Origin of the sequence: Vibrio sp. V39_P1S14PM300 (assembly GCF_009904765.1) — a bacterium.
Lineage (GTDB): Bacteria > Pseudomonadota > Gammaproteobacteria > Enterobacterales > Vibrionaceae > Vibrio > Vibrio proteolyticus.
This window is the reverse complement of sequence record NZ_WXWP01000179.1, coordinates 1-25,524: the sequence shown is the minus strand read 5'-3', so window position 1 is coordinate 25,524 and position 25,524 is coordinate 1. Positions and strand designations below refer to the sequence as shown.

The following is a 25,524-nucleotide window of genomic DNA, read 5'->3' as shown; positions in this document are numbered from 1 at the left end:
CAATCACAAACCGATAACAAGAAACGCACGCCGTGACGCTATAAAGCAAACGTTTACCTCATTTCGGTCGCTTTGACGATTTCCAGCGCCGCAGTGACATCAGCTTAAATCTTGTGGATCAATATCCAGTGACCAGCGCACTTTCTTCGCGGCCGGGAGCAGCTCAATCGCTGGCCGGGCGCTGGCGAGCAATTTCTGCATCTGGGAGCGGGTTTGAGTTTGCAATAACAGTTGCCAACGTGACTTACCCGCACGGCGGGCCAGCGGCGCTGGCGTCGGCCCCAGCACCAGACACAAGTCATCAAACAGAGGATGGGCCTCCAGGGTATGACGTACCTGTCGTAAAAAGTCCTCAACCAGTTCAGCCTGGTTGGCTTCAGCACGCAGCAGCGTCAGGAAAGTATAAGGCGGCAGTTGCGCGGTTTTGCGCTCTTGTAACGCTGTCTGAGCAAAATCCGCGTAGCTTTTATGCACCAGCGCCTGCAACAGGCTGTGCTCCGGATGGTGAGTCTGCAGCACCACCTCACCGGGTTTACTCGCCCGCCCCGCCCGCCCGGCGACCTGAATAAACAGCTGCGCCAGACGTTCGGAAGCACGGAAGTCACTGCTGTACAGCGAACCGTCCACATCCAGCAAACCGACTAAGGTCACGTCCGGAAAGTGATGTCCCTTGGCCAGCATCTGCGTCCCGATCAAGATCTGATACTCCCCTTTGCGGATCGCCTCCAGCGCACTCTCCAGGCTGCCTTTTCGCCGGGTACTGTCACGGTCAATCCGGATCGCCCGGTACTCCGGAAACAGTTCCGCCAGTTTGGCCTCCAATTGCTCGGTGCCAACTCCGACGGTCACCAGATGTGTGGAACCGCAGCCCTGGCACTGATGGATCACTGGTCGTTGTGAACCACAATGGTGGCAACGGATTTCACTGCTGTACTGGTGGAAGGTGTAATAGGCGTCACAGCGTTGGCATTCCGCAATCCAGCCACATTCATGACACATTAGCGCAGGCGAAAAGCCGCGCCGGTTAAGAAACAGCATCACCTGATTCCCTGCGCTTAAATGACGGCGCATCTCTGCCATCAGCGGTGCCGAGAGGCCACTGTCCAGATACAACCCCTTGACGTCCAATACCTTGTTCGTGGTCGCGGTTGCCACGCCGGCACGCTGGGTCAGTGTCAGGTGGTGGTATTTGCCGCTCAGCGCATTGTGCAGCGTTTCCAGTGCCGGAGTCGCAGAGCCTAAAATGATCGGGATCTGCTCTTTGGCCGCTCGCATCACCGCCACATCGCGGGCGTGGTAGCGCAAGCTGTCCTGTTGTTTGTAGGAGGCGTCGTGCTCTTCATCAACAATGATAATCCCGAGGTTGGCGAACGGCGTCAGCAGCGCCGAGCGGGTACCAATCACAATCCCGGCCATCTTGTCACGCGCGGCCAGCCAGGCATTGAGGCGCTCAGTGTCATTCAGGCCAGAGTGCATCACCGCAACCGGCACATTAAAGCGCTTGCGAAAACGGTTAATGGTTTGCGGTGTCAAACCAATTTCCGGTACCAGTACCAACGCCTGACGCCCCTGCGCCAGTACCGGCTTGATCAGATTGAGATAAACCTCAGTCTTGCCGGACCCGGTTACCCCCTCCAGCAGATAACACCCAAAGCCGGGGGTGCTGTTGACGGTTGCAATCGCCACCGCCTGCTCGGCGTTCAGCTTCGGCTTATCGACATCGGCTTCCACTTCTGCCGGCCAGGGCTGAGCCTGGGGCTTGTGTTCATGCGACTCAATCCAGCCCTTCTCTTCCAGTGTACGTAATACACTGGTAGCGATCTCCTCATCTATAAAATACTGATGAGAGACCGCCCCTTGTTCCAGCATCTGCATCACCCGGGCCTGTTTCACCGCCCGGCCAAAACCGGTGAGTAACTGATTTTTGCCGGCTTCCGTCATGCGCCACTCCACCAGTGATGCAAAATCCGCCGCTTTGCCTTTTCGCAATGCCCCCGGCAGGGCATTACTCAGCGTTTCGCCAAGTGGGTACTGATAGAACTGGCTACACCAGTTAAGCAGCGCATAAAGGTTAGACGGCCACACTGGCTGCAAATCCAGCACGGCTTTGAGCGGTTTGAGTTGTTCGCGTGGGAAACTGGATTCATTGACCATCGCCGTCACAATCCCCACCAGCGTCTGACGGCCAAACGGCACCGAGACACGCCCGCCGACCACAGGAAACAGATGGCTGGGGATCAAATAGTCGAACTGCTTATCCAACGGAACAGGAAGCGCAACTCGAGCAATGGATGGACGCATAAATTTCAGCTTTAACGACAAATGAGGGAAGAGGGACAGTCTAAAAGAATCAACCGGGGAAGGCTAGCCGTGATCCCTCCGGCTCCCTGCCCGCCAGGACCACAGAATCGTATAAAAAAGTGGCAGATTTCGCACAAAATCAGTTGATCCGTCCCGAGTGATTCATTACTATATCGCGCCTTAGGATATGGCTTGTCATACGACAGCGGTATCCGAACTGTGTTTTTTAACTACGTGTGGTGTCCGGCTCCGATTCGGATAGCGACACGGCCCAATATTGAGGTTCTCCCATGAAAGCTGGTATCCACCCAGAATACAAAGCAATTAAAGCGACTTGTTCTTGCGGTAACTCTTTTGAGTTCAACTCAACTCTGGCTAAAGAGTCAATCCACTTGGACGTATGTGACAAATGTCACCCATTCTACACTGGTAAGCAACGTATCGTTGATACTGGCGGCCGTGTTGATCGCTTTAACAAGCGTTTCGGTGCTCTATCAAGCAAGAAGTAATCACTTCTTCATGCCGAATATGAAAAAGGACGCTACGGCGTCCTTTTTTGATCAGCCGCTTCTTTCTTTGTTTTTCTCCTCCAGCAACGATATTCCGAAATACCCGTCCATTACCGGAGATTAATCCATCGCCACCGCAACAGCGCGAGTGATTACTCTTTGAGCTGGTCTTATCAGCGGCAATTTGCAGGGTTTTAATGACATGACTCGCAATCCTGCCTAGGAAGTTCTAATCACATCCATTAGAATGAAGACCCAAACCACCTGTTGCTTCCCAGCGCAATATGCTGTTTTTTGTCGCCGACGAAACGCTTTCGAGGTGGAATGGACTATTTCCCCGATTGAATTTCTAACAATTATTAAAGTGAGTACCTACACCTATGTCCGACGACAATCGCCAAGAATTGACCCCCGAAGAACAGCTGCGTCAACAAGCGCTTGATTATCATGCGTTTCCTGCGCCGGGAAAAATTTCCGTTGCTCTCACCACTCCAGCCGAAACGGCAAAAGATCTGGCGCTGGCATACAGCCCGGGCGTTGCGGAACCGGTGCGTGAAATCGCCCAGAATGCCGATAACGTGTACAAGTACACCGCCAAAGGCAACATGGTCGCTGTGATCTCCAACGGAACAGCAATTCTTGGCCTGGGTAATCTGGGACCACTTGCATCGAAACCTGTTATGGAAGGTAAAGCCCTGCTGTTTAAACGCTTTGCTGGCCTTGATTCGATTGATATTGAAGTAAAACACCGCACGATCGACGAATTTGTCGACACCGTAGCTAATATTGCCGACACGTTTGGCGGCATCAACCTGGAAGACATCAAAGCGCCGGACTGTTTTGAGATTGAAAAACGTCTGATCGAACGCTGTGATGTTCCGGTTTTTCACGACGACCAACACGGCACCGCCATCGTCACCGCGGCGGGTATGCTTAACGCGATCGAACTGCAGGGCAAAAAACTGGAAGACGCGGTGATTGTGTGTCTCGGTGCTGGCGCGGCGGCTGTGGCGTGTATGGAGCTGCTGATCAAATGTGGCGCCATGCGTGAGAAGATCTACATGCTGGACCGTAAAGGTGTGATTCATACCCGTCGTGATGATCTCAACGAATACAAACAACTGTTCGCCAACAACACCGACAAACGCACCCTGGAAGACGTGATCGAAGGTGCCGATCTGTTCCTCGGCGTGTCAGGTCCGAACCTACTGTCACCGGAAGCGCTCGAACTGATGGCTGACAAGCCAGTGGTCTTCGCCTGTTCCAACCCGGATCCGGAAATCAAACCAGAGCTGGCGCGCGCGGTGCGTCAGGATCTGATCATGGGTACCGGTCGCAGTGACTACCCGAACCAGGTCAACAACGTGCTGTGTTTCCCATTCATTTTCCGTGGTGCGCTGGATGTTCGTGCCAGCGAAATCAATGACGAGATGAAGCTGGCTGCGGTTGACGCTATCCGTGAACTGGCCAAAGAGCCGGTGCCAGCAGAAGTTCTGACCGCGGCCGGAGTGGAGAAACTCGAGTTTGGTCCAGATTACATCATTCCAAAACCGATGGACTCTCGCCTGCTGCCACGCGTAGCCAAAGCGGTTGCTCAGGCCGCGGTGGATTCAGGTGTGGCGCGCATCGCGATGCCAGACAACTACATGGCAGGGTAATTCGCCCCATAGCGACACAAAAAAGGTTGGCGAAGGCCAACCTTTTTTCTTTCCGGTGATGATGAGGTGACGCTTACTCGTCGTCAAATGCCTCAAATTCGATGCCCATCGCGGTCATGATCGCTTTGGCTTCAGTCGGGATTTCGTCCGGACGGTCTTTGCGCAAATCTTCATCAGTCGGTAACGGCTGACCGGTGTACGCGTGCAGAAACGCTTCACACAGCAATTCACTGTTCGTCGCATGGCGCAGGTTATTGATCTGGCGGCGAGTACGTTCGTCTGTTAACACCTTCAATACTTTCAGCGGAATAGATACGGTGATCTTCTTGACTTGCTCACTTTTCTTGCCGTGTTCCGCGTATGGGCTAATGTATTCACCATTCCAGTCTGCCATTGCGCACCTTCGTTATTGTCATCTGTATAAAGAAAAATTAGGAAAGCTGAATTTTAGCGGGATTTAAGGCTATAAGCAAAGACATATAGACGTCTAGAAGTGTTGACGTCTTAATTTTTGAAAAGTAAAGTGGTGGCAATGGAGATGGAAAACGCCCTGATGTCACGATTTAGGTATAGCGTAATCCAACAGACAAGTCATCACCTGTTTCGAAAGGAAAGCCTCATGAGCACCCGCAAGCCAGCCACAATCGCGGTACGTACTGGTATCGAATCCGACACCCAGCATCACGCAGTCGTTCCCCCGATCTATTTGTCGACCAATTATGGCTTCCCGGCCTTTGGTGAAGTCCCCCAATACGACTATACCCGTTCAGGCAACCCCAATCGTGGCCTGCTGGAAAAAGCGCTGTATGAGCTTGAATCGGGTCAGGGCGCAGTCGTGACCAACTGCGGGACCTCAGCCCTCAATTTGTGGGTATCCGCTTTCCTTGGTCCGGACGATCTGATCGTGGCACCGCACGATTGCTACGGCGGCACATACCGTTTATTCAATACCCGGGCACAAAAAGGTGATTTTCAGGTTGCGTTTGTCGATCAATCCGACGACGCGGCACTGGAGGCCGCACTGGCCAAACGTCCCAAACTCATTCTGCTGGAAACCCCATCCAACCCGCTAGTGCGCGTAGTGGACATCGCCAAAGTATGCGAGAAAGCCAAACAATCCGGCACCCTGGTCGGGGTCGACAACACCTTTTTGACTCCGGTGTTCCAAAAGCCACTTGAGCTCGGCGCTGACTTTGTGATCCACTCCACCACTAAGTTCATCAACGGTCACTCTGATGTGATTGGCGGCGTGGTGATCACCAAATCAGTGCAACACGCCGAAGATCTGGCCTGGTGGGGCAACTGCATCGGCGCTACGGGCACTCCGTTTGACAGCTACATGACCTTACGCGGGATCCGCACACTTGGCGCCCGGATGCGCGTGCATGAGGAAAGCTCACGCGAAATTCTGCGTTATCTGCAAGCTCAGCCTATGGTCCGCAAAATCTACCACCCAAGTCTGCCAGAACATCCCGGCCATGAGATCGCCAAAAAGCAGCAAAGCGGATTCGGCTCAATGCTCAGCTTCGAATTTTCTGGCTCGTTTGAACAACTGAAATATTTCGTCGGCCAGTTAAGCCTGTTTTCGCTGGCGGAGTCGCTCGGCGGTGTCGAAAGCCTGATCTGCCACCCAGCCTCGATGACACACCGAGCCATGGGAGAAGCGGCACTGACGGAAGCCGGCGTATCACAGCAACTGCTGCGGCTATCGGTCGGGCTGGAAGACGTCAGCGACCTGATTGCCGATCTGGATCACGCCTTTACGCAAGCAAAGGAGGCACTGTAAATGACGCCCTTCCGTCAACTGCACAAATTCGGCGGCAGCAGCCTGGCCGATCCGGAGTGCTATCGCCGCGTGGTGACCATTCTCAGAGAATATTCAGGCAACGACGATCTGGTGGTCGTGTCTGCCGCCGGCAAAACCACCAACCGTTTAATTGAGTTCACCGATGCGCTCAACAAAGACGGTCGTCTGGCACACGAGGTCCTGCAGTCCCTGCGTCAATATCAGTCGGAACTGATTGAGGACTTGTTGGACGGCGACAGCCGCGAACAGTGTCTGGCCCAACTGCATGATGAATTCAGCTCACTCGGTGAGCTGACTGCGCCGCTAACGGAGTCCAGCCGCGCCGCTGTGCTGGGTCACGGAGAAGTATGGTCATCCCGCCTTCTGGCGGCCCTGTTGAACGCCAGTGATATGCAGGCAGTGGCTCAGGACGCGCGCGCGTTTCTGCGTGCGGAGGCCGGTACCCAGCCGGAAATCGATCGCGGCAGCTCCTATCCTCTGGTCAAAGATGTGCTGGCTCAGCATGCCCATCACCGTGTGGTGATCACCGGCTTTATGGCGCAAGACACCCAAGGCCATACGGTTTTGCTTGGTCGCAATGGCTCCGATTACTCGGCGACCATCATCGGTGCGCTGGCCGAGGTTGATCAGGTGACCATCTGGAGTGATGTGGCCGGCGTTTACAGCGCCGACCCCCGTCTGGTCGGTGATGCCTGCCTGTTGCCACTGCTGCGCCTAGATGAAGCCAGTGAACTGGCACGTCTGGCCGCGCCCGTCCTGCACAGCCGTACCCTACAGCCCGTAGCACAAAGCGCAATGGATCTGCATCTACGTTGTAGCCACGCACCGGAATCCGGCTCTACCCGTATCGAGCGGGTGCTGGCTTCCGGTCGCGGCGCCAAAATCATCACGTCGCTCAACGAAGTGCTGCTGATCGAACTGAGTTTCGGTCATGGCCACGACTTCCAGCGTTTACAGAATCAGGTGCTGGCCCACTTAAAGCGTGTCCAGCTTGAGCCTCTGGCATTTGAATCTCAACCGGATCAATTGTGTCTGCGGCTGGCCTATACCGCAGAGATCGTCGGCGGGGCACTGCACTACCTGCAAGACGCCGCCATCGATGCAGAAATCAAACTGCGTGAGGGCTACTCACTGGTGGCGGCCGTCGGCGCAGGCGTGATCACCAATCCCAACCACTGCTTTGGTTTCTACCAGCAACTGAAACACGCACCGGTTGAATTTATTTCCGAATCTTTGTCCGGCTTAAGCCTGGTAGCCGTCGTGCGTAAAGTAGACACCGAACCGTTAGTCAAAGGCATTCACACTCAGCTGTTTCAGGCGCAAAAAAGGGTGGCGATCGCTCTGTGTGGGAAAGGCAACATCGGCGCCAGCTGGGTTGCCCTGTTCACCGAACAAAAAGCAGAGCTGGAAAAACGCCACGGCATGAGCTTTGAGCTGGTCGCGGTGATTGACAGTCAGACCTATTGGTTCGATGAACATGGACTGGATCCGACTCAGATAGACGCCCGTTTTGACGATGAGGCGATTCCTTATCAGGACTGCGCTTGGATCAAACAAATCGGCGCGCTACGCAGTTACGATGATGCCATCGTGCTGGATGTCACTGCCAGTGCGGAGCTGGCCGAACGTTATCTGGAGATAGCCGAACAAGGCATGCACCTGATTTCGGCCAACAAGGTGGCCGGCTCAGCATCCAGTGAACAGTATCATCAGGTGCAGGATGCGTTTGCCAAAATTAACCGTCACTGGCTGTATAACGCCACGGTCGGGGCTGGCCTGCCGATCAATCATACCGTGCGTGATTTGCGCGAAAGTGGCGATGATATCGTCGCGCTGTCGGGCATTTTTTCCGGCACGCTTTCCTGGTTGTTTCAACAATACGACGGCAGTGTCCCCTTTGCTGAACTGGTCGATCTCGCCTGGCAGCAAGGGCTGACTGAACCCGATCCGCGCAACGATTTGGATGGTTCTGACGTGATGCGCAAACTGGTGATCCTGGCGCGCGAGTCCGGCCTGCATATTGAGCCAGAGCAGGTAAAAATCGAGTCGTTGGTGCCGGATGAACTGAGCGCAATATCACTGGATGATTTCCTCGACCGAGGTCAGCTTCTCAGTGAGCAACTGGCCGAGCGACTGGCGAAAGCTCAGCGCGAAGACAAGGTGCTGCGCTACGTCGCACGACTGGAGAAAAACGGCAAAGCCACTGTTGGCGTTGAGGCACTGAGCCGCGAGCATGCGCTGGCCAACCTGCTGCCGTGTGACAACATTTTTGCCATCGAAAGTCGCTGGTACAAAGACAACCCGTTGGTCATCCGCGGGCCCGGTGCCGGACGTGAAGTCACCGCCGGAGCGATTCAGTCTGATCTCAACCGACTGGCTGGCTTACTGTGATCTTTTTGCCCGTCCTGAACACAAGGCGGGCTCCGTTTGCTCCTCTGCACACCATAGGGTGAACTCCGCTTCTGATAGTAAAAAATACTGTTTATCACCCTCTGTTCCACACGTATCCAACATGCGTTATCTTTCGCTCAGAACATCCCACCAACTGGTCATTTATCGTCTACATTGATGTTGAAAAGTGCTCATTATTATCATGAGAAAAATTCATACTGACACTGTTGACATAAAAACGAATTCATTTCATTCTGTGGACATATAGACGTCTAAACGTCGATTTGAACAGTTGAGATTTGTGGTTAACGCCACCACAGGGAGAGTAAGATGGGATACACGCACGCAGGTCATATCGACGCACTGAATCAGAATATCGCTGAGCTTTCTGACAACATCAATGTGTCATTCGAATTTTTTCCACCCAGCAGCGAGAAAATGGAAGAAACCCTGTGGAACTCTGTTCACCGTCTCAAGACCCTGCAACCTAAGTTCGTTTCCGTTACCTACGGCGCGAACTCTGGTGAACGTGATCGCACCCACTCGATTATCAAAGAGATCAAAGCAGAAACGGGGCTGGTGGCCGCACCCCACCTGACGTGTATTGATGCCAGCCGCGAAGAGCTGATCCAAATCGCGGACGACTACTGGGCCAATGGTATTGAAAACATTGTGGCACTGCGTGGCGATATCCCAGCGGGAGGCGGCCGCCCGGAGATGTATGCCTCTGATTTGGTGCAATTGCTGAAATCACGCCACGACTTTGACATTTCCGTGGCGGCGTTTCCGGAAGTACACCCAGAAGCCAAAAGCGCACAGGCGGATTTGCTCAACCTGAAACGTAAAGTCGATGCCGGTGCAAACCGCGCCATCACGCAGTTCTTTTTCGATGTGGAATGCTACCTGCGTTTTCGCGACCGCTGCGTGGCAGCAGGCATTGACGTCGAGATCGTGCCGGGGATTTTGCCGGTATCGAACTTTAAACAGGCATCGCGCTTTGCAGCGCAGAACCATGTCAAAGTCCCGGGCTGGATGGCGCGTCAGTTTGACGGCCTCGACGACGACCCAACCACACGCCAGTTGGTCGGCGCCAGCCAGGCGATCGACATGGTACGCGTGTTAAGCCGTGAAGGAGTAAAAGACTTCCACTTCTATACCCTGAACCGGGCAGAGATGACCTACGCCTTGTGCCACACACTGGGCGTACGACCGCGTTAATCTGCACAGCCACTCCCAAAAGAAAAACCCCTGCTCAATGGCAGGGGTTTTAGCATCGGGTCATGGCGAACTTATTCAACTTCGTCCATTTTACCCAGCAGGCTGCGAATGCGCTCTTGCCACTGGGCGTGATCTTGTTGCATCTGCTGTGCTTTCTGCTCCAGCTCAACACGGCTGTCACGCAGTTCATTGGCTTCACTCACCAGTTTCTGCTTCTCTTCTTTCAATTCTTCCACTTCCATTTGCAGAAGTGCGATCGTGTCTACTGCGGTTTGAATTTTTGCTTCTAGTTGCTCTAATACTTCAAAAGACATCTTAGCCTACCCTTTTGTTTATTCGGTTGACGTGAAGTGACTCTCCACCTAATGCCTTCATTCTACTCAGCACAGCGGCGAGAAACACTCTCTATATTCGATATTTTGCGCTATTCGGTTAAAAAAACGGCGCATATTGACAAACAGTTAACTTAAGCCCACGCCAGCCCTGATGCTGACTCGCTCTTTGGTCATTTTTGCATTCATTCTTGATCCAGTACAAGTGATACGGACGCAAAAAAGCAAACGTTTACTTTTTGATATGCTAAAATCGCCGCCGTAAATTTCCTCATCCTGTTTGACATTGGAGTCCTCATGAAACGCGATTTAGCAATGGCCTTTTCCCGGGTTACGGAAGGTGCCGCACTGGCAGGTTACAAATGGCTTGGCCGTGGTGACAAAAATGCAGCCGACGGTGCCGCAGTGGAAGTGATGCGCACCCTGCTCAATCAAACGGACATCAGTGGCGAAATCGTCATTGGTGAGGGCGAAATCGACGACGCACCGATGCTCTACATCGGTGAAAGCGTCGGATTGGGTGGCGATGCCGTCGACATTGCTGTCGATCCGATTGAAGGCACACGCATGACTGCCATGGGGCAGTCCAACGCACTGGCGGTACTGGCGGCCGGCGAAAAAGGCAGCTTTCTCAAAGCGCCGGATATGTATATGGAAAAGCTGGTTGTCGGGCCTGGCGCTAAAGGCTGTATCGATCTCAACAAGTCACTCGAAGACAACCTGCACAACGTGGCGAAAGCGCTCAACAAATCGCTCGACACCTTAGTGGTGATCACGCTTGCCAAGCCACGCCACGACCCTATCATTGCTCAAATGCAGGCACTGGGCGTACGGGTATTCGCTGTACCAGATGGCGACGTGGCGGCATCAATTCTGACCTGTATGCCTGACAGTGAAGTGGACATGATGTATTGCATCGGCGGCGCTCCAGAAGGCGTGGTGTCTGCGGCGGTGATCCGCGCGCTCGATGGCGACATGAACGGGCGTTTGCTGCCGCGCCATGAAGTTAAAGGCGAAAACGAAGACAACCGCATCCACGGTGCGGCCGAGCTGAAGCGCTGTCAGGAAATGGGGGTGGAAGCGCGAAAAGTGCTGCGCATGGATGACATGGCGCGCAGCGACAACGTGATTTTCTCCGCAACCGGCATCACCAAAGGCGACCTGCTCGAAGGCATTACCCGTCAGGGTAACATCGCGACCACCGAAACCTTACTGATACGTGGCCGCTGTCGCACCATCCGCCGCATCAAATCCACCCACTACCTGGAACGTAAAGATCCAGAAGTCAGAGCCATAATTCTCTAAACAAAACCGCCCGTTCTCTGCAACGGGCGATTTTGCGTCAGCGGCGATGAATGTGTACCCGGTAGCCCGTGTCTGCTGGCAGAAAATCGACGTAATGGTCAACCGCTTCTAACGCATCATCTTCATGGTGCGTGACGTACAGCAGCTGGCTCAGCCCGGCAGCGGCGATCCGATTCAGCGCAAACCACACCAGTTTGCGGTTGAGATAGTCCAGCCCCTGATACGGTTCGTCTAGGATCAGCAGCGCCGGTTGCTTAATCAGCGCGCGGCCTATCAGGAGTAATCGTTGCTGACCATAATCCAGCGCTTTAAAGCTGACTTTGGCCAGCTCGCTCATCGCCAGTACCTCCAGCCACTGCTGCGCCAGCAGAATCTGATTTTTAGACGGCTGTTCGTACAGGCCAATCGAGTCAAAAAAGCCGGACAATAGCACCTCCAGCGCGCTGCATCCGACCCGGTATTGCAGATGCAGCGCGGATGAGACGATCCCGATGTGACGTTTCACATCCCAGATACTCTCGCCACTGCCCCGCTTCATACCCAGCACGGTGACATCATTGCTGTAACACTGCGGGTGATCGCCCATAATGAGCCCGAGCAACGTACTCTTACCACAACCATTGGGCCCTCGAATCTGCCAGTGCTCCCCTCGGCGGATTTGCCAGTTTAACTGCGAAAAGATCAGCCCGTCCACGTACTCCACTTTGACGTCTTTCATCGCAACCAGAGGTTCCGGGTAGTCGTGCGGCGCAGATTGCAGCTCCATCAAGGCAAACATCGCCGAGCTTTTCTGCTCAGACAGCGCCTGCAACTGAAGCATCAAAGGGTGGTCATGCCATTGCTCACGGGTCATCGTCTCAGTCAATGTCTCTTGGTCAAACAGAGCCACGTGGCTGATACACTCGGGCAACTCGTCCTCACGTGAGGTAATGATCACCAGTTGCATCTCCTCAGCACACGAATTGAGTAATCTGGTTAACGCTTGACGGTGCGCGCTGTCGAGGCCCGAATACGGCTCATCGAGCACCAACATCTCCGGCCGCTCAGCCAGTGCCCGCGCTAACATGACCCGGCGAGTTTCGCCGGTCGACAACTGGCGAAAATGGCGTTGACGTAAGTGGAGCAAATCGGTTTGTTGCAGCAACGCGTCGCGTTCTGTCTCACAGAGATCGAAACCAGCCAACAGCTGCTCTACGGTCGAACCGTAGTCTATATGATCCTGAAAGTCTGTTTCGTCCTGCGCGATTTCCTGTTCGAGCAGTTGCTGTTGCAACGCCAGTGACACGCAGGCAATGCGCGCCGGTCGCGCCTCAATCGTGCCGCTGTCTGGCTCGGCGTCACCGCTTAATAGCTGCACCAGCGCTGACACACAGTGGCTGTGTGCCGCAAATACGGCCCAATGCTGACCTTTGGCCAAGTGCCAGTTCGAAATGGAAAGAGACGTTGCCGGATTGCGGTAACGAAGGTGGTCAAATTGCATGTACTGTCCTTGTTGTGCTTGTTGTTTTTTTCACCATAGTGCAGGAAGTACCCACGGAATACCAGCCGCCTAAAAAACAAAAACGGAGGCCGAAGCCTCCGTTTTTCGCAGTTAGGTGAGCGCGATGATTACATCATACCGCCCATGCCACCCATACCGCCCATGCCGCCCATATCAGGCATTGCAGGTGCATCTTTTTGTGGCATATCTGTCACCATGGCTTCTGTCGTGATCATCAGACCAGCAACTGAAGCGGCAAACTGCAGCGCACTACGGGTCACTTTGGTTGGATCCAGAATACCCATTTCCAGCATGTCGCCATACTCACCTGTCGCAGCGTTGTAGCCGTAGCTGCCTTCACCCGCTCTCACGTTGTTGGCAACCACAGACTCTTCATCACCCGCGTTGGTGGTGATTTGACGGATTGGCGCTTCCATTGCGCGTAGCGCAACGCGAATACCCACATTTTGCTCTTCGTTGTCACCTTGCAGGTCAACAATCTTAGACGCGACACGGATCAGCGCCACACCACCACCGGCAACTACGCCTTCTTCAACCGCTGCGCGAGTCGCATGCAGAGCGTCTTCCACACGGTCTTTCTTCTCTTTCATTTCCACTTCAGTCGCCGCACCGACTTTGATCACAGCAACACCGCCAGCCAGTTTGGCTACACGCTCTTGCAGTTTCTCTTTGTCGTAATCTGACGTTGCGTCTTCGATTTGCTGACGGATCTGAGCCACACGACCATGGATCGCAGCTTCTTCGCCAACGCCATCAATGATGGTGGTGTTTTCTTTGGTGATCGTCACACGTTTCGCTTGACCCAGGTCTTCCAGAGCGGCTTTTTCCAGCTCCAGACCCACTTCTTCAGAAATCACTGTACCGCCAGTCAGCACGGCGATGTCTTGCAGCATCGCTTTACGACGGTCACCAAAACCAGGGGCTTTGACTGCCGCCACTTTCACGATACCGCGCATGTTGTTAACTACCAGCGTTGCCAGTGCTTCACCTTCTACGTCTTCTGCAATAATCAGCAGTGGACGAGAGGCTTTCGCCACTGCTTCCAGTGTCGGCAGCAGTTCACGAATGTTAGAAATCTTCTTGTCGACCAGCAGAATGAATGGGCTTTCCAGATCCACACTGCCCGCTTCCTGGTTGTTGATGAAGTAAGGCGACAGGTAACCGCGGTCAAACTGCATACCTTCAACTACGTCCAGTTCGTCGTGCAGGGCCTGACCTTCTTCCACCGTGATCACACCATCACGGCCCACTTTTTCCATCGCTTCGGCAATGATTTTGCCCACGCTGGAATCTGAGTTCGCAGAGATGGTCCCCACCTGTTCGATTTCGGTTGATGTTGAACAGTCTTTCGACAGCACTTTCAGCTCTTCAACCGCGGCCGCAACCGCTTTGTCGATACCGCGTTTCAGATCCATCGGGTTCATGCCCGCAGCAACGGCTTTCAGGCCTTCATTAACAATCGACTGAGCCAGTACAGTCGCAGTAGTCGTACCGTCACCTGCTACGTCATTCGCTTGCGACGCAACTTGTTTAACCATCTGTGCGCCCATATTCTGGAATTTGTCTTCCAGTTCGATTTCACGTGCAACAGACACACCATCTTTAGTGATAGTGGGTGCACCGAACGATTTGTCCAGTACGACGTTACGGCCTTTCGGGCCTAGTGTCACTTTCACTGCATCGGCCAGAATGTTGACACCTTCCAGCATTTTTACGCGTGCGTCATTACCAAATTTTACGTCTTTAGCAGCCATCTTTTATATCCTTTTCCAAATACGTTTTACGTTTTCGTTGTGATTCAGAGTTTATTACTCAACGATTGCCATGATGTCGTTTTCAGACATGATCAGTACTTCTTTACCGTCGATTTTCTCTGTCTTCGTGCCGTAGCCTTCTGCGAAAATCACAGTATCGCCAACTTTCACGTCCAGTGGCTGAACAGAGCCGTTCTCCAGGATGCGGCCTTTGCCAACAGCCAGAACCACACCACGAGTTGATTTTTCTGCAGCTGAACCCGTCAGAACGATGCCACCAGCAGATTTAGACTCAACTTCTTGGCGCTCTACGATAACTCGGTCATGTAATGGACGAATATTCATTGGTCGTCTCTCCTGAAAGTTTCCATGTTTGATTTGATAATTGCCTTAAACAAGCGGCAAAGCCTTGTCGTAACTATATGTGGGGCAATTGCGGCAATCCCAAGGGGGGGGACGGATTTTTTTGTGAGGCGGCTAACGAAATCACCACAAAGCAAAAGGGACGCCAAGTGGCGTCCCTTTTTACTATCGCTTTCAATCACATCGATTCGTCGTCTTCGCGGCGAAACGCAAAGCGTACCAGAACAATCGCGACACCCAGCATACCACCTAAAAGCGTACCCAGTACCGCTATCAGTGCGCGCTTCGGCTTGTCGCGGGAAATCGGTTGTTCGACATTTTCCAGGAAGCGGAAAGTCTGAAACTGAATGTCGCGATCGATTTTCAGGGTCTTGAGCATATCCAGTTTGGCATCAATTTGCTGCAGGCGAGGCTCAATCACACTGAGGTTCTTCACCGACTCCAGCGCCGTCACTTTCGCTGCCAGCGCCTTGGTCCCCAGATCGATTGAGAAGATTTCCTTGTCGTTGTAGCTTTGAATTGGCTTGTCTACCTCCGCAGCTTTAGCAATATTCAATGCGTACTGAGCACGCTCCGCTTCGACTTCAAGGCGGTTTCTCGCCTGAGATTCAAGAATACGTTTTTGTTGCACTAACTCATTGTGCTTAGTATCAATGATGGTTTGCAGGTTATTCAGCGCATCCTCACGTGCTTTGGCACGAATGATCTGCAAATATTCATTCAATAACGAATAACTGCTGGTTTGAGTGGTGGACTGAAAACTTAAATCATATGGGGCTGACGGCGTTTTATCTTCCGCTTTTGCGGTTATTTTCTGAAACCATTCAGCGTACAGTTTACGATTCCCATCTTGAGAACCATCGCTATTCTCATCAGCCGCCAAATCAAGTTGAGCCTTATACGCCTGGAACTCTTCGCTAGAATCAAGGAAAACACGCTTGTTATCGCTTGAGTTAAACGAGTCCACAAAACGTTTAAACAGAACTTTCGTATCAATAAGGCTGTCTAGCTCACGACTGACCAGTACCGTGCCATCTTCCTGATAAATATCAAAAATCGGTTGAAACTGCTTGACTTGCAGCTGATAGGCCGCCATATCCTGCAATTGTGGTTCAGTGACTTTTGCCGTAGAAGACCACCACTGCTGAGCCAACAGCGCATACGCGACTGCCAATCCCGCACAAGCAATTGTGGTAAAAATAACCGTTAGTTTACCCTTCCATAATACTTTAAATAGCTCTCGTAGATCGATCTCATCGTTTTGATGGTAAGCGGCAGGTACCTGAGGATGATGTTGGTCTGTCACAATTGGTTGTTGGCTTTGCCCTGTCACATTGAATCCTTTAAAGCTTAAAAATAATTGGGTAACAGTAAAAAATTAGTTGGAGGCGAAGTCTAACACAAGTCAATAAAGGCAAGAAAGCCAGGCGGCGTCTCATATTCGCGCTCCAAATGGTTATTTATAATACATTGTCAATCCTTTGCTTTATTAACTCGATCCGACATAATAGCTGGAAGAAAGGAGTGTACATGAAAACAATCGACAGGATCTTACAAACCATTAAGCGCGATGGTGCGGTCACCGCCAAACAACTGGCTGAAGAGCTGGGCATGACCACCATGGGCGCCCGCCAGCACCTGCAAGGCCTGGAAGACGATGGCATCCTGGCGTTTCACGATGTGCGAGTCAAAGTCGGCCGCCCGACCCGCCATTGGTCATTGACCAAAAAAGGTCATGCCCAGTTTGCCGATCGTCACGGCGAACTGACTATTCAGGTGATCGATGCGGTGGAAAGTGTCTTCGGTAGCGCAGGGCTGGAAAAAGTCACCCTGCAGCGAGAACAACAAACGCTTGAGCATTATCAGACCGCGCTGCAACCTTGCCATTCTCTTGAAGAGAAACTGTCGATGTTGGTTGAGCTGCGTGAGCTGGAAGGGTACATGGCCGAGCTGGAGTCATGCGACGATGGCTACCTGCTGATTGAAAACCACTGCCCTATCTGCAAAGCTGCCAAGCGCTGCCCCAGCTTGTGCAAATCCGAACTCAACATTTTTCAGAAGTTGCTTGGCGAGCAATATCAAGTCAAGCGGACGGAACACATCATCAACGGTGAGCGCCGCTGTACCTACCACATTCGCTAAACCAATCGTCTCAAATTTAAGACCAACCACAGGCCGATAAACCGCTCGCTGAATTGTTGCGTAAACTGTAAAAGTGTTGATAGTTTAATCAGCACTGCAGTTGAGGGAACAATCATGAGCAGTATGCCTACCCAACAACGGTTGCCGCCGTTTGATGAGCTCGTCAAACTGGCAGAACGTGATCCTGAAGCGTTTAACCGCTTCAAACATCAATTGTGTGATGAGATGATCGCATCAGCTTCCGATTTTATGCAGGATCGCCTGCGCGCCCAGCAATCACACATCGACTTGTTGATCAGTCACTGCAGCAACCCGACGCACGTCAATGTGACATTGCAAAGTGAGTTATTTAAACAATTTGCCAAGTTCCGCGAAGCTCTGAATGGTGAACTGGATATCGCCCCGACCAGCGCCGACGTAGTCCCCTTCAGGCCCAAAGAGAAAGATTGGCGCTGATGTGCCGTCATCTTCGTATCACCAATCATTGCCACGCAGGGAAATTTCGCCTCCGATGTAGGCTTCAAGGCCTGCCTCAGTTTCAAGTAACACACCACCCTGCTCATTGATACCACGTTCAATACCAGTGATTTCTCTTGGTCCCATGATCAGCCTGACTGGGCGGTTGATGAAATTGTCCAGCCGATTCCAACGTTCGACGAACCCAGCCATTCCCTGAAACTCATAGTCTTCCAGCGCTTTGTGCAAAGTCTTCACCAAGGTGATCGCCAGTTGATTGCGGTCTATCTCACGCCCTTGCAACGCCTGTGACAAACTGGCCCAGGGCTGAGTAATTCCCGAAGTATCGTCATCCATACTCAAGTTCATCCCCATGCCGATCACGAGATTTGCAGCTGCCCCTGCCTGTCCCGACATCTCAACCAGAATCCCGGCTAACTTGCGATCGCGAAAGTAGAGATCGTTGGGCCACTTGAGTTTAACGTCATCAATCCCCAAAGACTCCAGCGCTTCCACCACCGCCACACCGACAACCAGGCTCAGCCCCATCGCTGCCGCCATGCCAGCATCAAGGCGCCAGTACATCGACAAATACAAATTGGCACCGAAGGGCGAAATCCATTCCCGTCCACGGCGGCCGCGCCCTTGTGACTGATATTCCGCGATACACACCGAACCCGATTCCAACTGGGCGACTTTATCGAGTAAATGTTGATTGGTTGAACCAATGATCGGAACCAGCTCTAGCGGCTTATCGGTCGCGGCCTGCAATATCTGTTCATCCAGCAGTTGCATTGGCTTTGCCAGTTGATAACCTTTACCCTGGACACGGAAAATGTCCACACCCCACTCCTGAATCCCTTTGATGTGCTTACTGATCGCTGCACGGGAAATCCCCAGGGTATCGCCCAGTTCTTCCCCGGAATGAAAGCCGCCTTGAGAAAGTTGCTTCAGCAATGTCAGTTTTACACTGTGATCTTTTTTCATTGCTGAGCCTCCAAAATCTCATTGAGACGAGTTTCGGCGCGGGCGCCCATAAAGCGCACCTCATGCTCCAGTGCAATCGCATATTTTTCCTGCACACTGCGGCACACATGCGCCGCAAGACGAATCACATCTTGTGCGCTTGCATTGCCCTGATTAACGATCACTAACGCCTGTTTGGGGTGCACTTGTGCCCCGCCAATACTGTAGCCTTTCAGCCCACACTGATCGATCAGCCAACCTGCCGCGATTTTTACACCATCGTCGACCGGATACGCCACCACATCGGGATATTGCGCCAGCAGAGACTGATACTGCTCTGCGCTGATCACCGGATTTTTGAAAAAGCTCCCCGCGTTACCGATTTGGGCCGGATCGGGCAACTTATCAGTGCGGATCTTACACACCTGCGCAAAAACCTCTGCCGCGCTGGCCTCTGAACCCAACACTTTCAACGGCCCATAGGCGATATTGGCCTGCCAGGCCTTCGACAATTTCAGGCCGACAGCCACCACAATGGCCTTTTGATACAGCGCGTGCTTGAACACTGAGTCCCGGTAACCAAACTGGCACTCTGCGTTGCTCAGGCGGTGAACAGTAAAACTGTCAAGGCACAGAATATCGACGTATTCACAGACATCTTTGAGTTCCACCCCATAAGCGCCAATGTTCTGAATTGGCGCAGAACCGGCACAACCGGGAATCATGGCGAGGTTTTCAATCCCGGAATAACCCTGTTCTACAGTCCAGGCAACCAAGTCTGGCCAGTCTTCACCGGCTTCAATATGCAGCAACCAGTGTTCCTCGGTCTGAGAGACCCGCTTCCCCAACAGACCATTGACCATCACCACACCGTTAAACGGTTCAGTGAACAGCATATTACTGCCTTTCCCCAGCATCAGTTTTGGCAGCGACTGCCACTCAGAATGGTGGTAGACATCAATAATGTCGGTCACAGAATGAACGTGAACCAGGTGAGCACAAGTCTGGGAGATGCCAAAAGTATGGTAGGGGCGCAGATCTGCGTGAGTTTGAGATTGCATAAGCTTGGTTTGCACAAATAATATCAGGTCAATTACACTGCCCTCATTCTACCCTCTTTTCAAGCAAAGTGAGAATGCCTCCACTCCGTATCGAACTGCTGGACCCGATTAAGCTGCCGCTGGTCACCCGACTGTACAAGGCGCACTACCCTTCGGCCAAAGCCAAAAAAAATGAAACCACCATCGTCTGTTACCAATATGATGCGTTGTGCGGGGTAGTACGTTTTCGCCCGCTGGACACCTTTCGCCTACTGACTGGCATGCTGGTGCTCCCGGAATATCGCGGCCAGGGCGTCGCCCATCAACTCATGCACTATTGCCAACAACACATCCTGGGTCATCAGGACTACTGCTTTGCCTACACGCACCTGGCGCCTTTTTACGCTCAGCACGGTTTTGTTTCCGTGTCCACAGAGCAGTTACCTCCGCCACTAAAAGGGTTGTTTGAGCGCTACTGCCGCAGTGGGAAGCAACTGGTGGCCATGCACTTTAAACATCCGACAGGGCTTAAACCAGGCGGCAGTTAAGACCGCGCAGCCAACCTGATTGTTCAGCTTCGACGACTGAGCGGCAATGCCCAATAATTGATGTCATTCCTAGTCAAATGACTGAGATGTTTGATACTATCCATGGCTTGCAATTTTGCACACGGATAAGGTAACGCATCTAGATGATGACCAATAAGAACCCATTCGACACCCTTCCGACGCTGGCGCTGAATCCTGAGCAGTTTGAAACACTGTACTCAGCACAGGCGTTCAGAGCTCGTCTGATCCAGGCGATACGGGAAGCGAGCAAGCGAATTTATCTTGTTGCTCTTTATTTGGAAGATGATGAGGCAGGCAGAGAGATCCTGACTGAACTTTATCAGGCCAAGCAGCGTAATCCAGGACTGGATATCAACGTCTGCGTAGACTGGCACCGCGCTCAGCGTGGTTTGATTGGCGCGGCGCCAGGCGAAACCAATGCGGCGATGTACAAAGCGTTTGCAGACCAATACGAGCATGATATTCCAGTGTATGGTGTGCCGGTCCGTGGGCGAGAAGTATTTGGTGTCTTGCATCTGAAAGGGTTTGTGATCGATGATCAGGTTATTTACAGTGGCGCCAGCCTGAACAATGTCTATCTGGGATACAATGACCGCTACCGCTTTGACCGCTATCATGTACTGAGTAGTCATACTCTGGCCAATACGATGGTCCAGTTTATCCGCGAACAAATGATTGAGCACCCGGCGGTGAACAATCTCGCCTGCCCGGCGAAACCCAATACCAAAGAGATCAAAAACGACATCCGTCAACTACGCGCGTCACTGGCCAAATCTGCCTATCAGTTTGACAGTGAGACCGTATCCACCGATCAGGTGGCAGTGACACCCATCGTGGGTGTCGGGAAAAAACGCAATCGCCTCAATCAAGGCATCAACCAGTTAATTCGTCTGGCCAAAGATGAGTTGTTTATCTGCACCCCCTACTTTAACTTCCCGCGCAGCGTGGCTAAAGAAGTCAAAAAAGCCCTCAGACGTGGCGTGAAAGTCACGATTGTCGTAGGCGACAAGACCGCCAATGACTTCTACATTTCACCAGAGCAGGAATTCAAAACCATTGGTGGCCTGCCGTATCTGTACGAGCGTAATCTGCGCCTGTTTGCCAAAGCCAACGAAGCCAACATTGCCAGTCGCAAACTGTCACTGCGTTTATGGAAACACGGCAACAACAGTTTCCACCTTAAGGGCATCTGGGTCGATAAACGCTATATGCTGATCACCGGAAACAATCTCAACCCACGCGCCTGGAAACTGGATCTGGAAAACGCACTGTTCATTCAGGATCACTACCATTTGTTGACGGCGCAGTTTGACAAAGAAGTCGAGAATATCCTTGAACACACCCAGTTAATTTGTACCTACAAGCAGCTGGATAAAGTCGAGAATTATCCGGAAGAAGTACAGAAGCTGATCCGAAAAATCACCCGCGTACGTGCCGATCGGGTACTAAAACAAATTCTCTAGCCTCTGATGACTCAGGGAAGAATGTGACTTAGTGGACAACGGACGTCCGCTGATGATACTCATGTACTCACTCAATCACATGATATCCCAATTTTTGTAAGCAGTCCTTAAACGCTGTTTTTGCCTCCGCTTCGCCATGAATCAGGTGAATTTCTTTCGGTGGCACGTCGATTCCCTGAATAAAACGCAACAAGTCGGTTTGGTCTGCATGCGCGCTGTAACCCGACATGGTATGGATCTGTGCCCGCACATTAATCCACTCATCCGCAATTTCAACGCGTTTGGCACCGGACTGCAATACACACCCCAGCGTCCCCTGAGCCTGATAGCCCGCAAACAACACATCCGTGTGAACATCAGCGAGCAGCGCTTTAAGGTATCCCATCACTCGCCCGCCTTCACACATTCCGGACGCTGCGACGACAATAGCAGGCTCACCCGTTTTCGCCAGACGATTAACCAGTGCCAAATGCTCCCGGTAATGCTCGACCACCACACACTGGTCAAACGCCAGAGGATGCCGATGATGTTCCAAACGTTGTTTGGCTTCTTTGCCCCATAACTCCCGGTAACCACGATACGAACGCGTCACTTCACTGGCCATCGGTGAATCGAGTATGATCGGGATCTGACCGGTAATTCCCCGCTGGTAAATCAACTGCTCAATATCAAACAGTAGTTCCTGTGTTCTGCCCACGCTGAAGGCAGGAATGATAATCACGCCACCGTCTTGCAGCGAACGATTGATGATGGCTTCTAACCGCTCTGCCCTGTGTGCCACACTATCATGCTGTTTGTTGCCATAGGTCGATTCGATGTACAGCACATCGGCTCGAGGAGGCGCCACAGGATCCGGTAGCAATGGCGTATCAGAAGGCCCAAGATCGCCGGAAAACACAATCACCTCACCGTTTTCTTGCCGAATTTCAACGTACGCAGAGCCCAGAATATGACCAGCCGGATTAAAACGTATCTCGACCGTTTCGCAGCAGCATGAGAGGGCATCGCCTCCTTGTGAGTCAGGAGGAGACAGCACAACGCCCTGCCACACGCCATACTCTATCGGTACAAAACGTTTGTTCAATGCCTCGAGTACACGCTGTCGCTGCGGCTTATCCATACCTAATTGCAGTTTCAGACCATCGTCCAGCATCAGAGGGACTAGCTCTGCGGTCGCGGGCGTACAATAGATCGGCCCGCTAAAACCCGCGGCGAGCAACCAGGGTAAGCGGCCGACATGATCAATGTGAGCATGCGTCAGCACCAAAGCACGAACCTGTTCAATCGAGAACTCGACGTCCATAGGTCGGGCATCTTTCCCCTGAAACTGACCACAGTCGATCAACAGGCTGCCATGTTCAAACTGTACCTCATGACAAGAGCCCGTTACTGTGTGTTTACCGCCATGATGGAATGTGCGCATAAGAAATCTCTGAGTCGTTTTTGGTAAGACTAAATAGTAATTCAGTGTACTTACTACTCTAAAAACCACGCAATGCGGCCTAACTCGCGTTCTCAAAGCCAACACATAAGTAGATAAGCGTCTAAGTGTCCGTTAAACTCAAATGCACAGCAAAGGGCATAACATTTGAAAATTCTAATTACAGGAGGAAGTGGCTTCATTGGTTCGGCACTGGTAAGACACTTCCTGGATAACACATCTCACCAAATCGTTAACTTAGACAAACTGACTTACGCGGCAGATCCAAAAGCACTGGAGGCGTATCAGCAGCACCCAAACTATACCTTTATTCAAGGGGATATTTGTGACGGTTGTTTGCTAGAGCAAATATTTGAAGCGCATCAACCAAGCTGGGTCTTTCACCTAGCCGCTGAAAGTCACGTCGACAAATCCATCTATGCATCAGCGGATTTTATAGAAACCAACGTGATTGGCACCTATCGGTTACTGGAAACCGCCCTTGGGTATTGGCACACGCTGACTCCAAAAAAGAAGCACACTTTTCGCTTTTTGCATATCTCAACCGATGAAGTCTACGGCGATCTAGAACTCGGAACTCACCAGAGCTTTAATGAGGACTCGTCCTATAAACCCAGTAGCCCGTACTCTGCGTCGAAAGCATCAAGCGACCACTTAGTCAGAGCCTGGAACCGAACCTATGGTTTACCCATTTTGATCACAAATTGCTCTAATAACTATGGTCCGTTTCAGCACAGGGAAAAACTCATTCCTAAGATGATCACCAATGCGTTAGCGGGCAATGCGCTGCCTATTTACGGTACAGGTAAACAAGTCAGGGACTGGCTACACGTAGATGATCATGTCCGAGCGCTTCACTTGGTGATGCAAAAAGGAAAAGTTGGCGAAACTTACTGTATCGGTGGTAATTGCGAGAAAACCAATCTGGAAGTGGTTACGTTAATCTGCGAGAACCTGGATAGAATCGTGCCCCACAATGCGCCACATGCTGCGCTTATCCGTTTCGTCGCAGACCGCGAAGGCCACGACCAGCGCTACGCGATTGACTCATCTAAAATTAGCAATCTTGGATGGAGTCCGTCTCACTTTTTTGATTATGAAGTCAATCGGTTATCAAATGTTTTATGGAATTACGTCAAAGATTGAATCCAATTTAACGACAAAGAAATCAATAAAGTAACCTATACCGTCGATAAAATCTGGTCTTTATCCAGCTGTTATTTTCATCTAAAATCCCGATACCACTATTACTACAGGCAAATACCCGTGCTCATTCCATTCGTCGATTTGGCTTTTTTATTCTTTTTTTCACTGGCTTCATTATTCCTCTTACGCAAAGCCGCTAAAGCGATTGGTTTGGTCGACAAACCCAATGCACGTAAGCTCCACAACGGTGCTGTTCCGCTCGTTGGTGGGATCTCGATCTGTTTATCGCTTCTTTATTTTCTTTTTAACAATCAAAACATCATTCCAAACACACCATTATATGCCGGATGCATATTAATTTTGGTTATAGTGGGCGCACTAGATGACAAGTTTGATATCAGCTTCAAACTTCGTTTTGCAATTCAAGCAGGGCTCTCGGTAGCTATGATGGTACTTGGTGGGATTGAGCTACATACTATCGGAAATGTTTTCGGAGCGGGAAATGTAACGCTGGGGTGGTTTGGCTACGTTGTTACCATTATCGCTGTTGTAGGCGCCATCAATGCGTTTAACATGGTCGACGGGATAGATGGCTTATTAGGTGGACTTTCGATTGTAACTTTCGGTGGGCTAGGAATTATGTTAGCGCACGACGGGCAGCTCAATATTGCCTATCTATGCTTAGTCATGGTGGTTATTATCATTCCATATATCCTACTAAACCTTGGAGCGTTCGGTCGAAAACGAAAAGTGTTTATGGGCGACGCCGGCAGTATGTTAATCGGCTTTACGGTCATTTGGTTTCTATTACTTTCCAGTCAAAATGGTAAAAACCCTCCCCTTCAACCAGTGACAGCACTATGGTTGATTGCTGTGCCACTAATGGATATGGCAGCCATTATGATCCGAAGAATTCGTCGCGGAGACTCTCCATTTAAACCGGATCGAGAGCACTTACACCACATATTCCAGCGCTTGGGCCTTAGTTCTCACCAAACATTAGTCGTTATCTTCTTAATTTCTGCAGTTTATGCTGGCGTTGGTATATACGCAGAAATGATTGGCGTCCCAGAATATGTAATGTTTTACGTCTTTATTTTATGTTTTTCCATATATTTAATTCTATTAAGTAACGTTTGGAAGATTACGAGCTACATTAGAA

22 protein-coding genes are annotated in these 25,524 nt (G+C 51.7%); 12 read left to right on the top strand and 10 right to left on the bottom strand.

Features of this window, described 5'->3' with window-relative positions; translation table 11 throughout:
- Positions 1-99: 99 nt before the first annotated feature.
- The gene (priA, locus tag CAG65_RS09055; RefSeq protein WP_161453419.1) at positions 100-2,301 is read right to left on the bottom strand and encodes a primosomal protein N'; all 2,202 of its coding nucleotides are present in this window, start codon (positions 2,299-2,301) and stop codon (positions 100-102) included.
- A gap of 290 nt (positions 2,302-2,591) precedes the next feature.
- Between priA and rpmE the strand changes: the two genes are divergently transcribed.
- Complete coding sequence (gene rpmE, locus CAG65_RS09050; protein WP_021704541.1) at positions 2,592-2,810, top strand: 50S ribosomal protein L31; 219 nt, start codon at positions 2,592-2,594, stop codon at positions 2,808-2,810.
- Between the two features lie 380 nt (positions 2,811-3,190).
- Complete coding sequence (locus CAG65_RS09045; protein WP_161453418.1) at positions 3,191-4,468, top strand: malic enzyme-like NAD(P)-binding protein; 1,278 nt, start codon at positions 3,191-3,193, stop codon at positions 4,466-4,468.
- A 73-nt stretch (positions 4,469-4,541) separates the two neighbouring features.
- On the opposite strand, the gene metJ is transcribed toward CAG65_RS09045, so the two are convergent.
- Positions 4,542-4,862 carry a met regulon transcriptional regulator MetJ gene (gene metJ, locus CAG65_RS09040; protein WP_021704543.1) on the bottom strand — a complete coding sequence of 107 codons (321 nt, stop codon included), beginning with the start codon at positions 4,860-4,862 and terminating at the stop codon, positions 4,542-4,544.
- A gap of 225 nt (positions 4,863-5,087) precedes the next feature.
- On the opposite strand from metJ, the gene CAG65_RS09035 reads away from it, so the two are divergent.
- The 3 genes from CAG65_RS09035 to metF all read left to right on the top strand — a co-directional run bounded on the left by CAG65_RS09035 (position 5,088) and on the right by metF (position 9,884).
- Positions 5,088-6,254, top strand: a complete 1,167-nt coding sequence (locus CAG65_RS09035) for an O-succinylhomoserine (thiol)-lyase (protein WP_161453417.1) — start codon at positions 5,088-5,090, stop codon at positions 6,252-6,254.
- A complete protein-coding gene (locus CAG65_RS09030) occupies positions 6,255-8,666 on the top strand; it encodes a bifunctional aspartate kinase/homoserine dehydrogenase II (protein WP_161453416.1) in 2,412 nt (803 codons plus the stop codon).
- Positions 8,667-8,996: 330 nt separating this feature from the next.
- Complete coding sequence (metF, locus tag CAG65_RS09025; RefSeq protein ID WP_021704546.1) at positions 8,997-9,884, top strand: methylenetetrahydrofolate reductase; 888 nt, start codon at positions 8,997-8,999, stop codon at positions 9,882-9,884.
- Positions 9,885-9,955: 71 nt separating this feature from the next.
- Here the strand turns inward: metF and zapB are convergent, their stop codons facing one another.
- Positions 9,956-10,198, bottom strand: coding sequence for a cell division protein ZapB (gene zapB / locus CAG65_RS09020; RefSeq protein ID WP_021704547.1), 243 nt, complete (start codon positions 10,196-10,198; stop codon positions 9,956-9,958).
- A 315-nt stretch (positions 10,199-10,513) separates the two neighbouring features.
- Here zapB and glpX point away from each other — a divergent pair, with 315 nt between their 5' ends.
- Positions 10,514-11,521, top strand: a complete 1,008-nt coding sequence (gene glpX, locus CAG65_RS09015; RefSeq protein ID WP_021704548.1) for a class II fructose-bisphosphatase — start codon at positions 10,514-10,516, stop codon at positions 11,519-11,521.
- A gap of 37 nt (positions 11,522-11,558) precedes the next feature.
- On the opposite strand, the gene modF is transcribed toward glpX, so the two are convergent.
- The 4 genes from modF to CAG65_RS08995 all read right to left on the bottom strand — a co-directional run bounded on the left by modF (position 11,559) and on the right by CAG65_RS08995 (position 16,472).
- The gene (gene modF, locus CAG65_RS09010; protein ID WP_161453415.1) at positions 11,559-13,001 is read right to left on the bottom strand and encodes a molybdate ABC transporter ATP-binding protein ModF; all 1,443 of its coding nucleotides are present in this window, start codon (positions 12,999-13,001) and stop codon (positions 11,559-11,561) included.
- Positions 13,002-13,129: 128 nt separating this feature from the next.
- The gene (gene groL, locus CAG65_RS09005) at positions 13,130-14,776 is read right to left on the bottom strand and encodes a chaperonin GroEL (RefSeq protein WP_021704550.1); all 1,647 of its coding nucleotides are present in this window, start codon (positions 14,774-14,776) and stop codon (positions 13,130-13,132) included.
- 54 nt (positions 14,777-14,830) lie between these two features.
- A complete protein-coding gene (locus CAG65_RS09000; protein WP_021704551.1) occupies positions 14,831-15,121 on the bottom strand; it encodes a co-chaperone GroES in 291 nt (96 codons plus the stop codon).
- A gap of 196 nt (positions 15,122-15,317) precedes the next feature.
- Positions 15,318-16,472, bottom strand: coding sequence for a Wzz/FepE/Etk N-terminal domain-containing protein (locus tag CAG65_RS08995; protein ID WP_161453414.1), 1,155 nt, complete (start codon positions 16,470-16,472; stop codon positions 15,318-15,320).
- A 197-nt stretch (positions 16,473-16,669) separates the two neighbouring features.
- Between CAG65_RS08995 and CAG65_RS08990 the strand changes: the two genes are divergently transcribed.
- Complete coding sequence (locus CAG65_RS08990) at positions 16,670-17,281, top strand: helix-turn-helix transcriptional regulator (protein WP_161453413.1); 612 nt, start codon at positions 16,670-16,672, stop codon at positions 17,279-17,281.
- 114 nt (positions 17,282-17,395) lie between these two features.
- Entirely contained in the window at positions 17,396-17,737 is a 342-nt protein-coding gene (locus CAG65_RS08985) for a DUF3135 domain-containing protein (RefSeq protein ID WP_161453412.1), read from the top strand.
- An 18-nt stretch (positions 17,738-17,755) separates the two neighbouring features.
- Here the strand turns inward: CAG65_RS08985 and birA are convergent, their stop codons facing one another.
- Both birA and murB read right to left on the bottom strand, forming a co-directional pair.
- The gene (gene birA / locus CAG65_RS08980; RefSeq protein ID WP_161453411.1) at positions 17,756-18,724 is read right to left on the bottom strand and encodes a bifunctional biotin--[acetyl-CoA-carboxylase] ligase/biotin operon repressor BirA; all 969 of its coding nucleotides are present in this window, start codon (positions 18,722-18,724) and stop codon (positions 17,756-17,758) included.
- Complete coding sequence (gene murB, locus CAG65_RS08975) at positions 18,721-19,764, bottom strand: UDP-N-acetylmuramate dehydrogenase (protein WP_161453410.1); 1,044 nt, start codon at positions 19,762-19,764, stop codon at positions 18,721-18,723. The genes birA and murB overlap by 4 nt, the downstream gene beginning before the upstream one ends.
- Positions 19,765-19,838: 74 nt before the next feature.
- On the opposite strand from murB, the gene CAG65_RS08970 reads away from it, so the two are divergent.
- Together CAG65_RS08970 and pssA are read left to right on the top strand one after the other, a co-directional pair.
- On the top strand, positions 19,839-20,291 hold the full coding sequence (locus CAG65_RS08970; protein ID WP_161453409.1) for a GNAT family N-acetyltransferase: 453 nt from the start codon (positions 19,839-19,841) through the stop codon (positions 20,289-20,291).
- 143 nt (positions 20,292-20,434) lie between these two features.
- A complete protein-coding gene (pssA, locus tag CAG65_RS08965) occupies positions 20,435-21,775 on the top strand; it encodes a CDP-diacylglycerol--serine O-phosphatidyltransferase (protein ID WP_161453408.1) in 1,341 nt (446 codons plus the stop codon).
- 67 nt (positions 21,776-21,842) lie between these two features.
- Here the strand turns inward: pssA and CAG65_RS08960 are convergent, their stop codons facing one another.
- Positions 21,843-23,198 (bottom strand): MBL fold metallo-hydrolase RNA specificity domain-containing protein, encoded by a 1,356-nt coding sequence (locus CAG65_RS08960; protein ID WP_161453407.1) that lies wholly within the window; start codon positions 23,196-23,198, stop codon positions 21,843-21,845.
- 165 nt (positions 23,199-23,363) lie between these two features.
- Between CAG65_RS08960 and rfbB the strand changes: the two genes are divergently transcribed.
- Both rfbB and wecA read left to right on the top strand, forming a co-directional pair.
- Positions 23,364-24,362, top strand: a complete 999-nt coding sequence (rfbB, locus tag CAG65_RS08955; protein ID WP_161453406.1) for a dTDP-glucose 4,6-dehydratase — start codon at positions 23,364-23,366, stop codon at positions 24,360-24,362.
- 120 nt (positions 24,363-24,482) lie between these two features.
- Positions 24,483-25,524, top strand: a 1,042-nt coding sequence (gene wecA, locus CAG65_RS08950) for a UDP-N-acetylglucosamine--undecaprenyl-phosphate N-acetylglucosaminephosphotransferase (RefSeq protein ID WP_161453405.1), incomplete at its 3' end; no start/stop codon positions are given.

Coding starts and splice junctions, on each gene's coding strand:
- CAG65_RS09045 (WP_161453418.1), top strand. CDS start 3,191: ATGTCCGACGACAATCGCCAAGAATTGACCCCCGAAGAACAGCTGCGT.
- CAG65_RS09035 (WP_161453417.1), top strand. CDS start 5,088: ATGAGCACCCGCAAGCCAGCCACAATCGCGGTACGTACTGGTATCGAA.
- modF (WP_161453415.1), bottom strand. CDS start 13,001: ATGCAATTTGACCACCTTCGTTACCGCAATCCGGCAACGTCTCTTTCC.
- metJ (WP_021704543.1), bottom strand. CDS start 4,862: ATGGCAGACTGGAATGGTGAATACATTAGCCCATACGCGGAACACGGC.
- CAG65_RS08985 (WP_161453412.1), top strand. CDS start 17,396: ATGAGCAGTATGCCTACCCAACAACGGTTGCCGCCGTTTGATGAGCTC.
- CAG65_RS08990 (WP_161453413.1), top strand. CDS start 16,670: ATGAAAACAATCGACAGGATCTTACAAACCATTAAGCGCGATGGTGCG.
- CAG65_RS08970 (WP_161453409.1), top strand. CDS start 19,839: ATGCCTCCACTCCGTATCGAACTGCTGGACCCGATTAAGCTGCCGCTG.
- CAG65_RS09030 (WP_161453416.1), top strand. CDS start 6,255: ATGACGCCCTTCCGTCAACTGCACAAATTCGGCGGCAGCAGCCTGGCC.
- CAG65_RS08960 (WP_161453407.1), bottom strand. CDS start 23,198: ATGCGCACATTCCATCATGGCGGTAAACACACAGTAACGGGCTCTTGT.
- pssA (WP_161453408.1), top strand. CDS start 20,435: ATGATGACCAATAAGAACCCATTCGACACCCTTCCGACGCTGGCGCTG.
- metF (WP_021704546.1), top strand. CDS start 8,997: ATGGGATACACGCACGCAGGTCATATCGACGCACTGAATCAGAATATC.
- glpX (WP_021704548.1), top strand. CDS start 10,514: ATGAAACGCGATTTAGCAATGGCCTTTTCCCGGGTTACGGAAGGTGCC.
- zapB (WP_021704547.1), bottom strand. CDS start 10,198: ATGTCTTTTGAAGTATTAGAGCAACTAGAAGCAAAAATTCAAACCGCA.
- murB (WP_161453410.1), bottom strand. CDS start 19,764: ATGCAATCTCAAACTCACGCAGATCTGCGCCCCTACCATACTTTTGGC.
- birA (WP_161453411.1), bottom strand. CDS start 18,724: ATGAAAAAAGATCACAGTGTAAAACTGACATTGCTGAAGCAACTTTCT.
- CAG65_RS09000 (WP_021704551.1), bottom strand. CDS start 15,121: ATGAATATTCGTCCATTACATGACCGAGTTATCGTAGAGCGCCAAGAA.
- priA (WP_161453419.1), bottom strand. CDS start 2,301: ATGCGTCCATCCATTGCTCGAGTTGCGCTTCCTGTTCCGTTGGATAAG.
- groL (WP_021704550.1), bottom strand. CDS start 14,776: ATGGCTGCTAAAGACGTAAAATTTGGTAATGACGCACGCGTAAAAATG.
- rpmE (WP_021704541.1), top strand. CDS start 2,592: ATGAAAGCTGGTATCCACCCAGAATACAAAGCAATTAAAGCGACTTGT.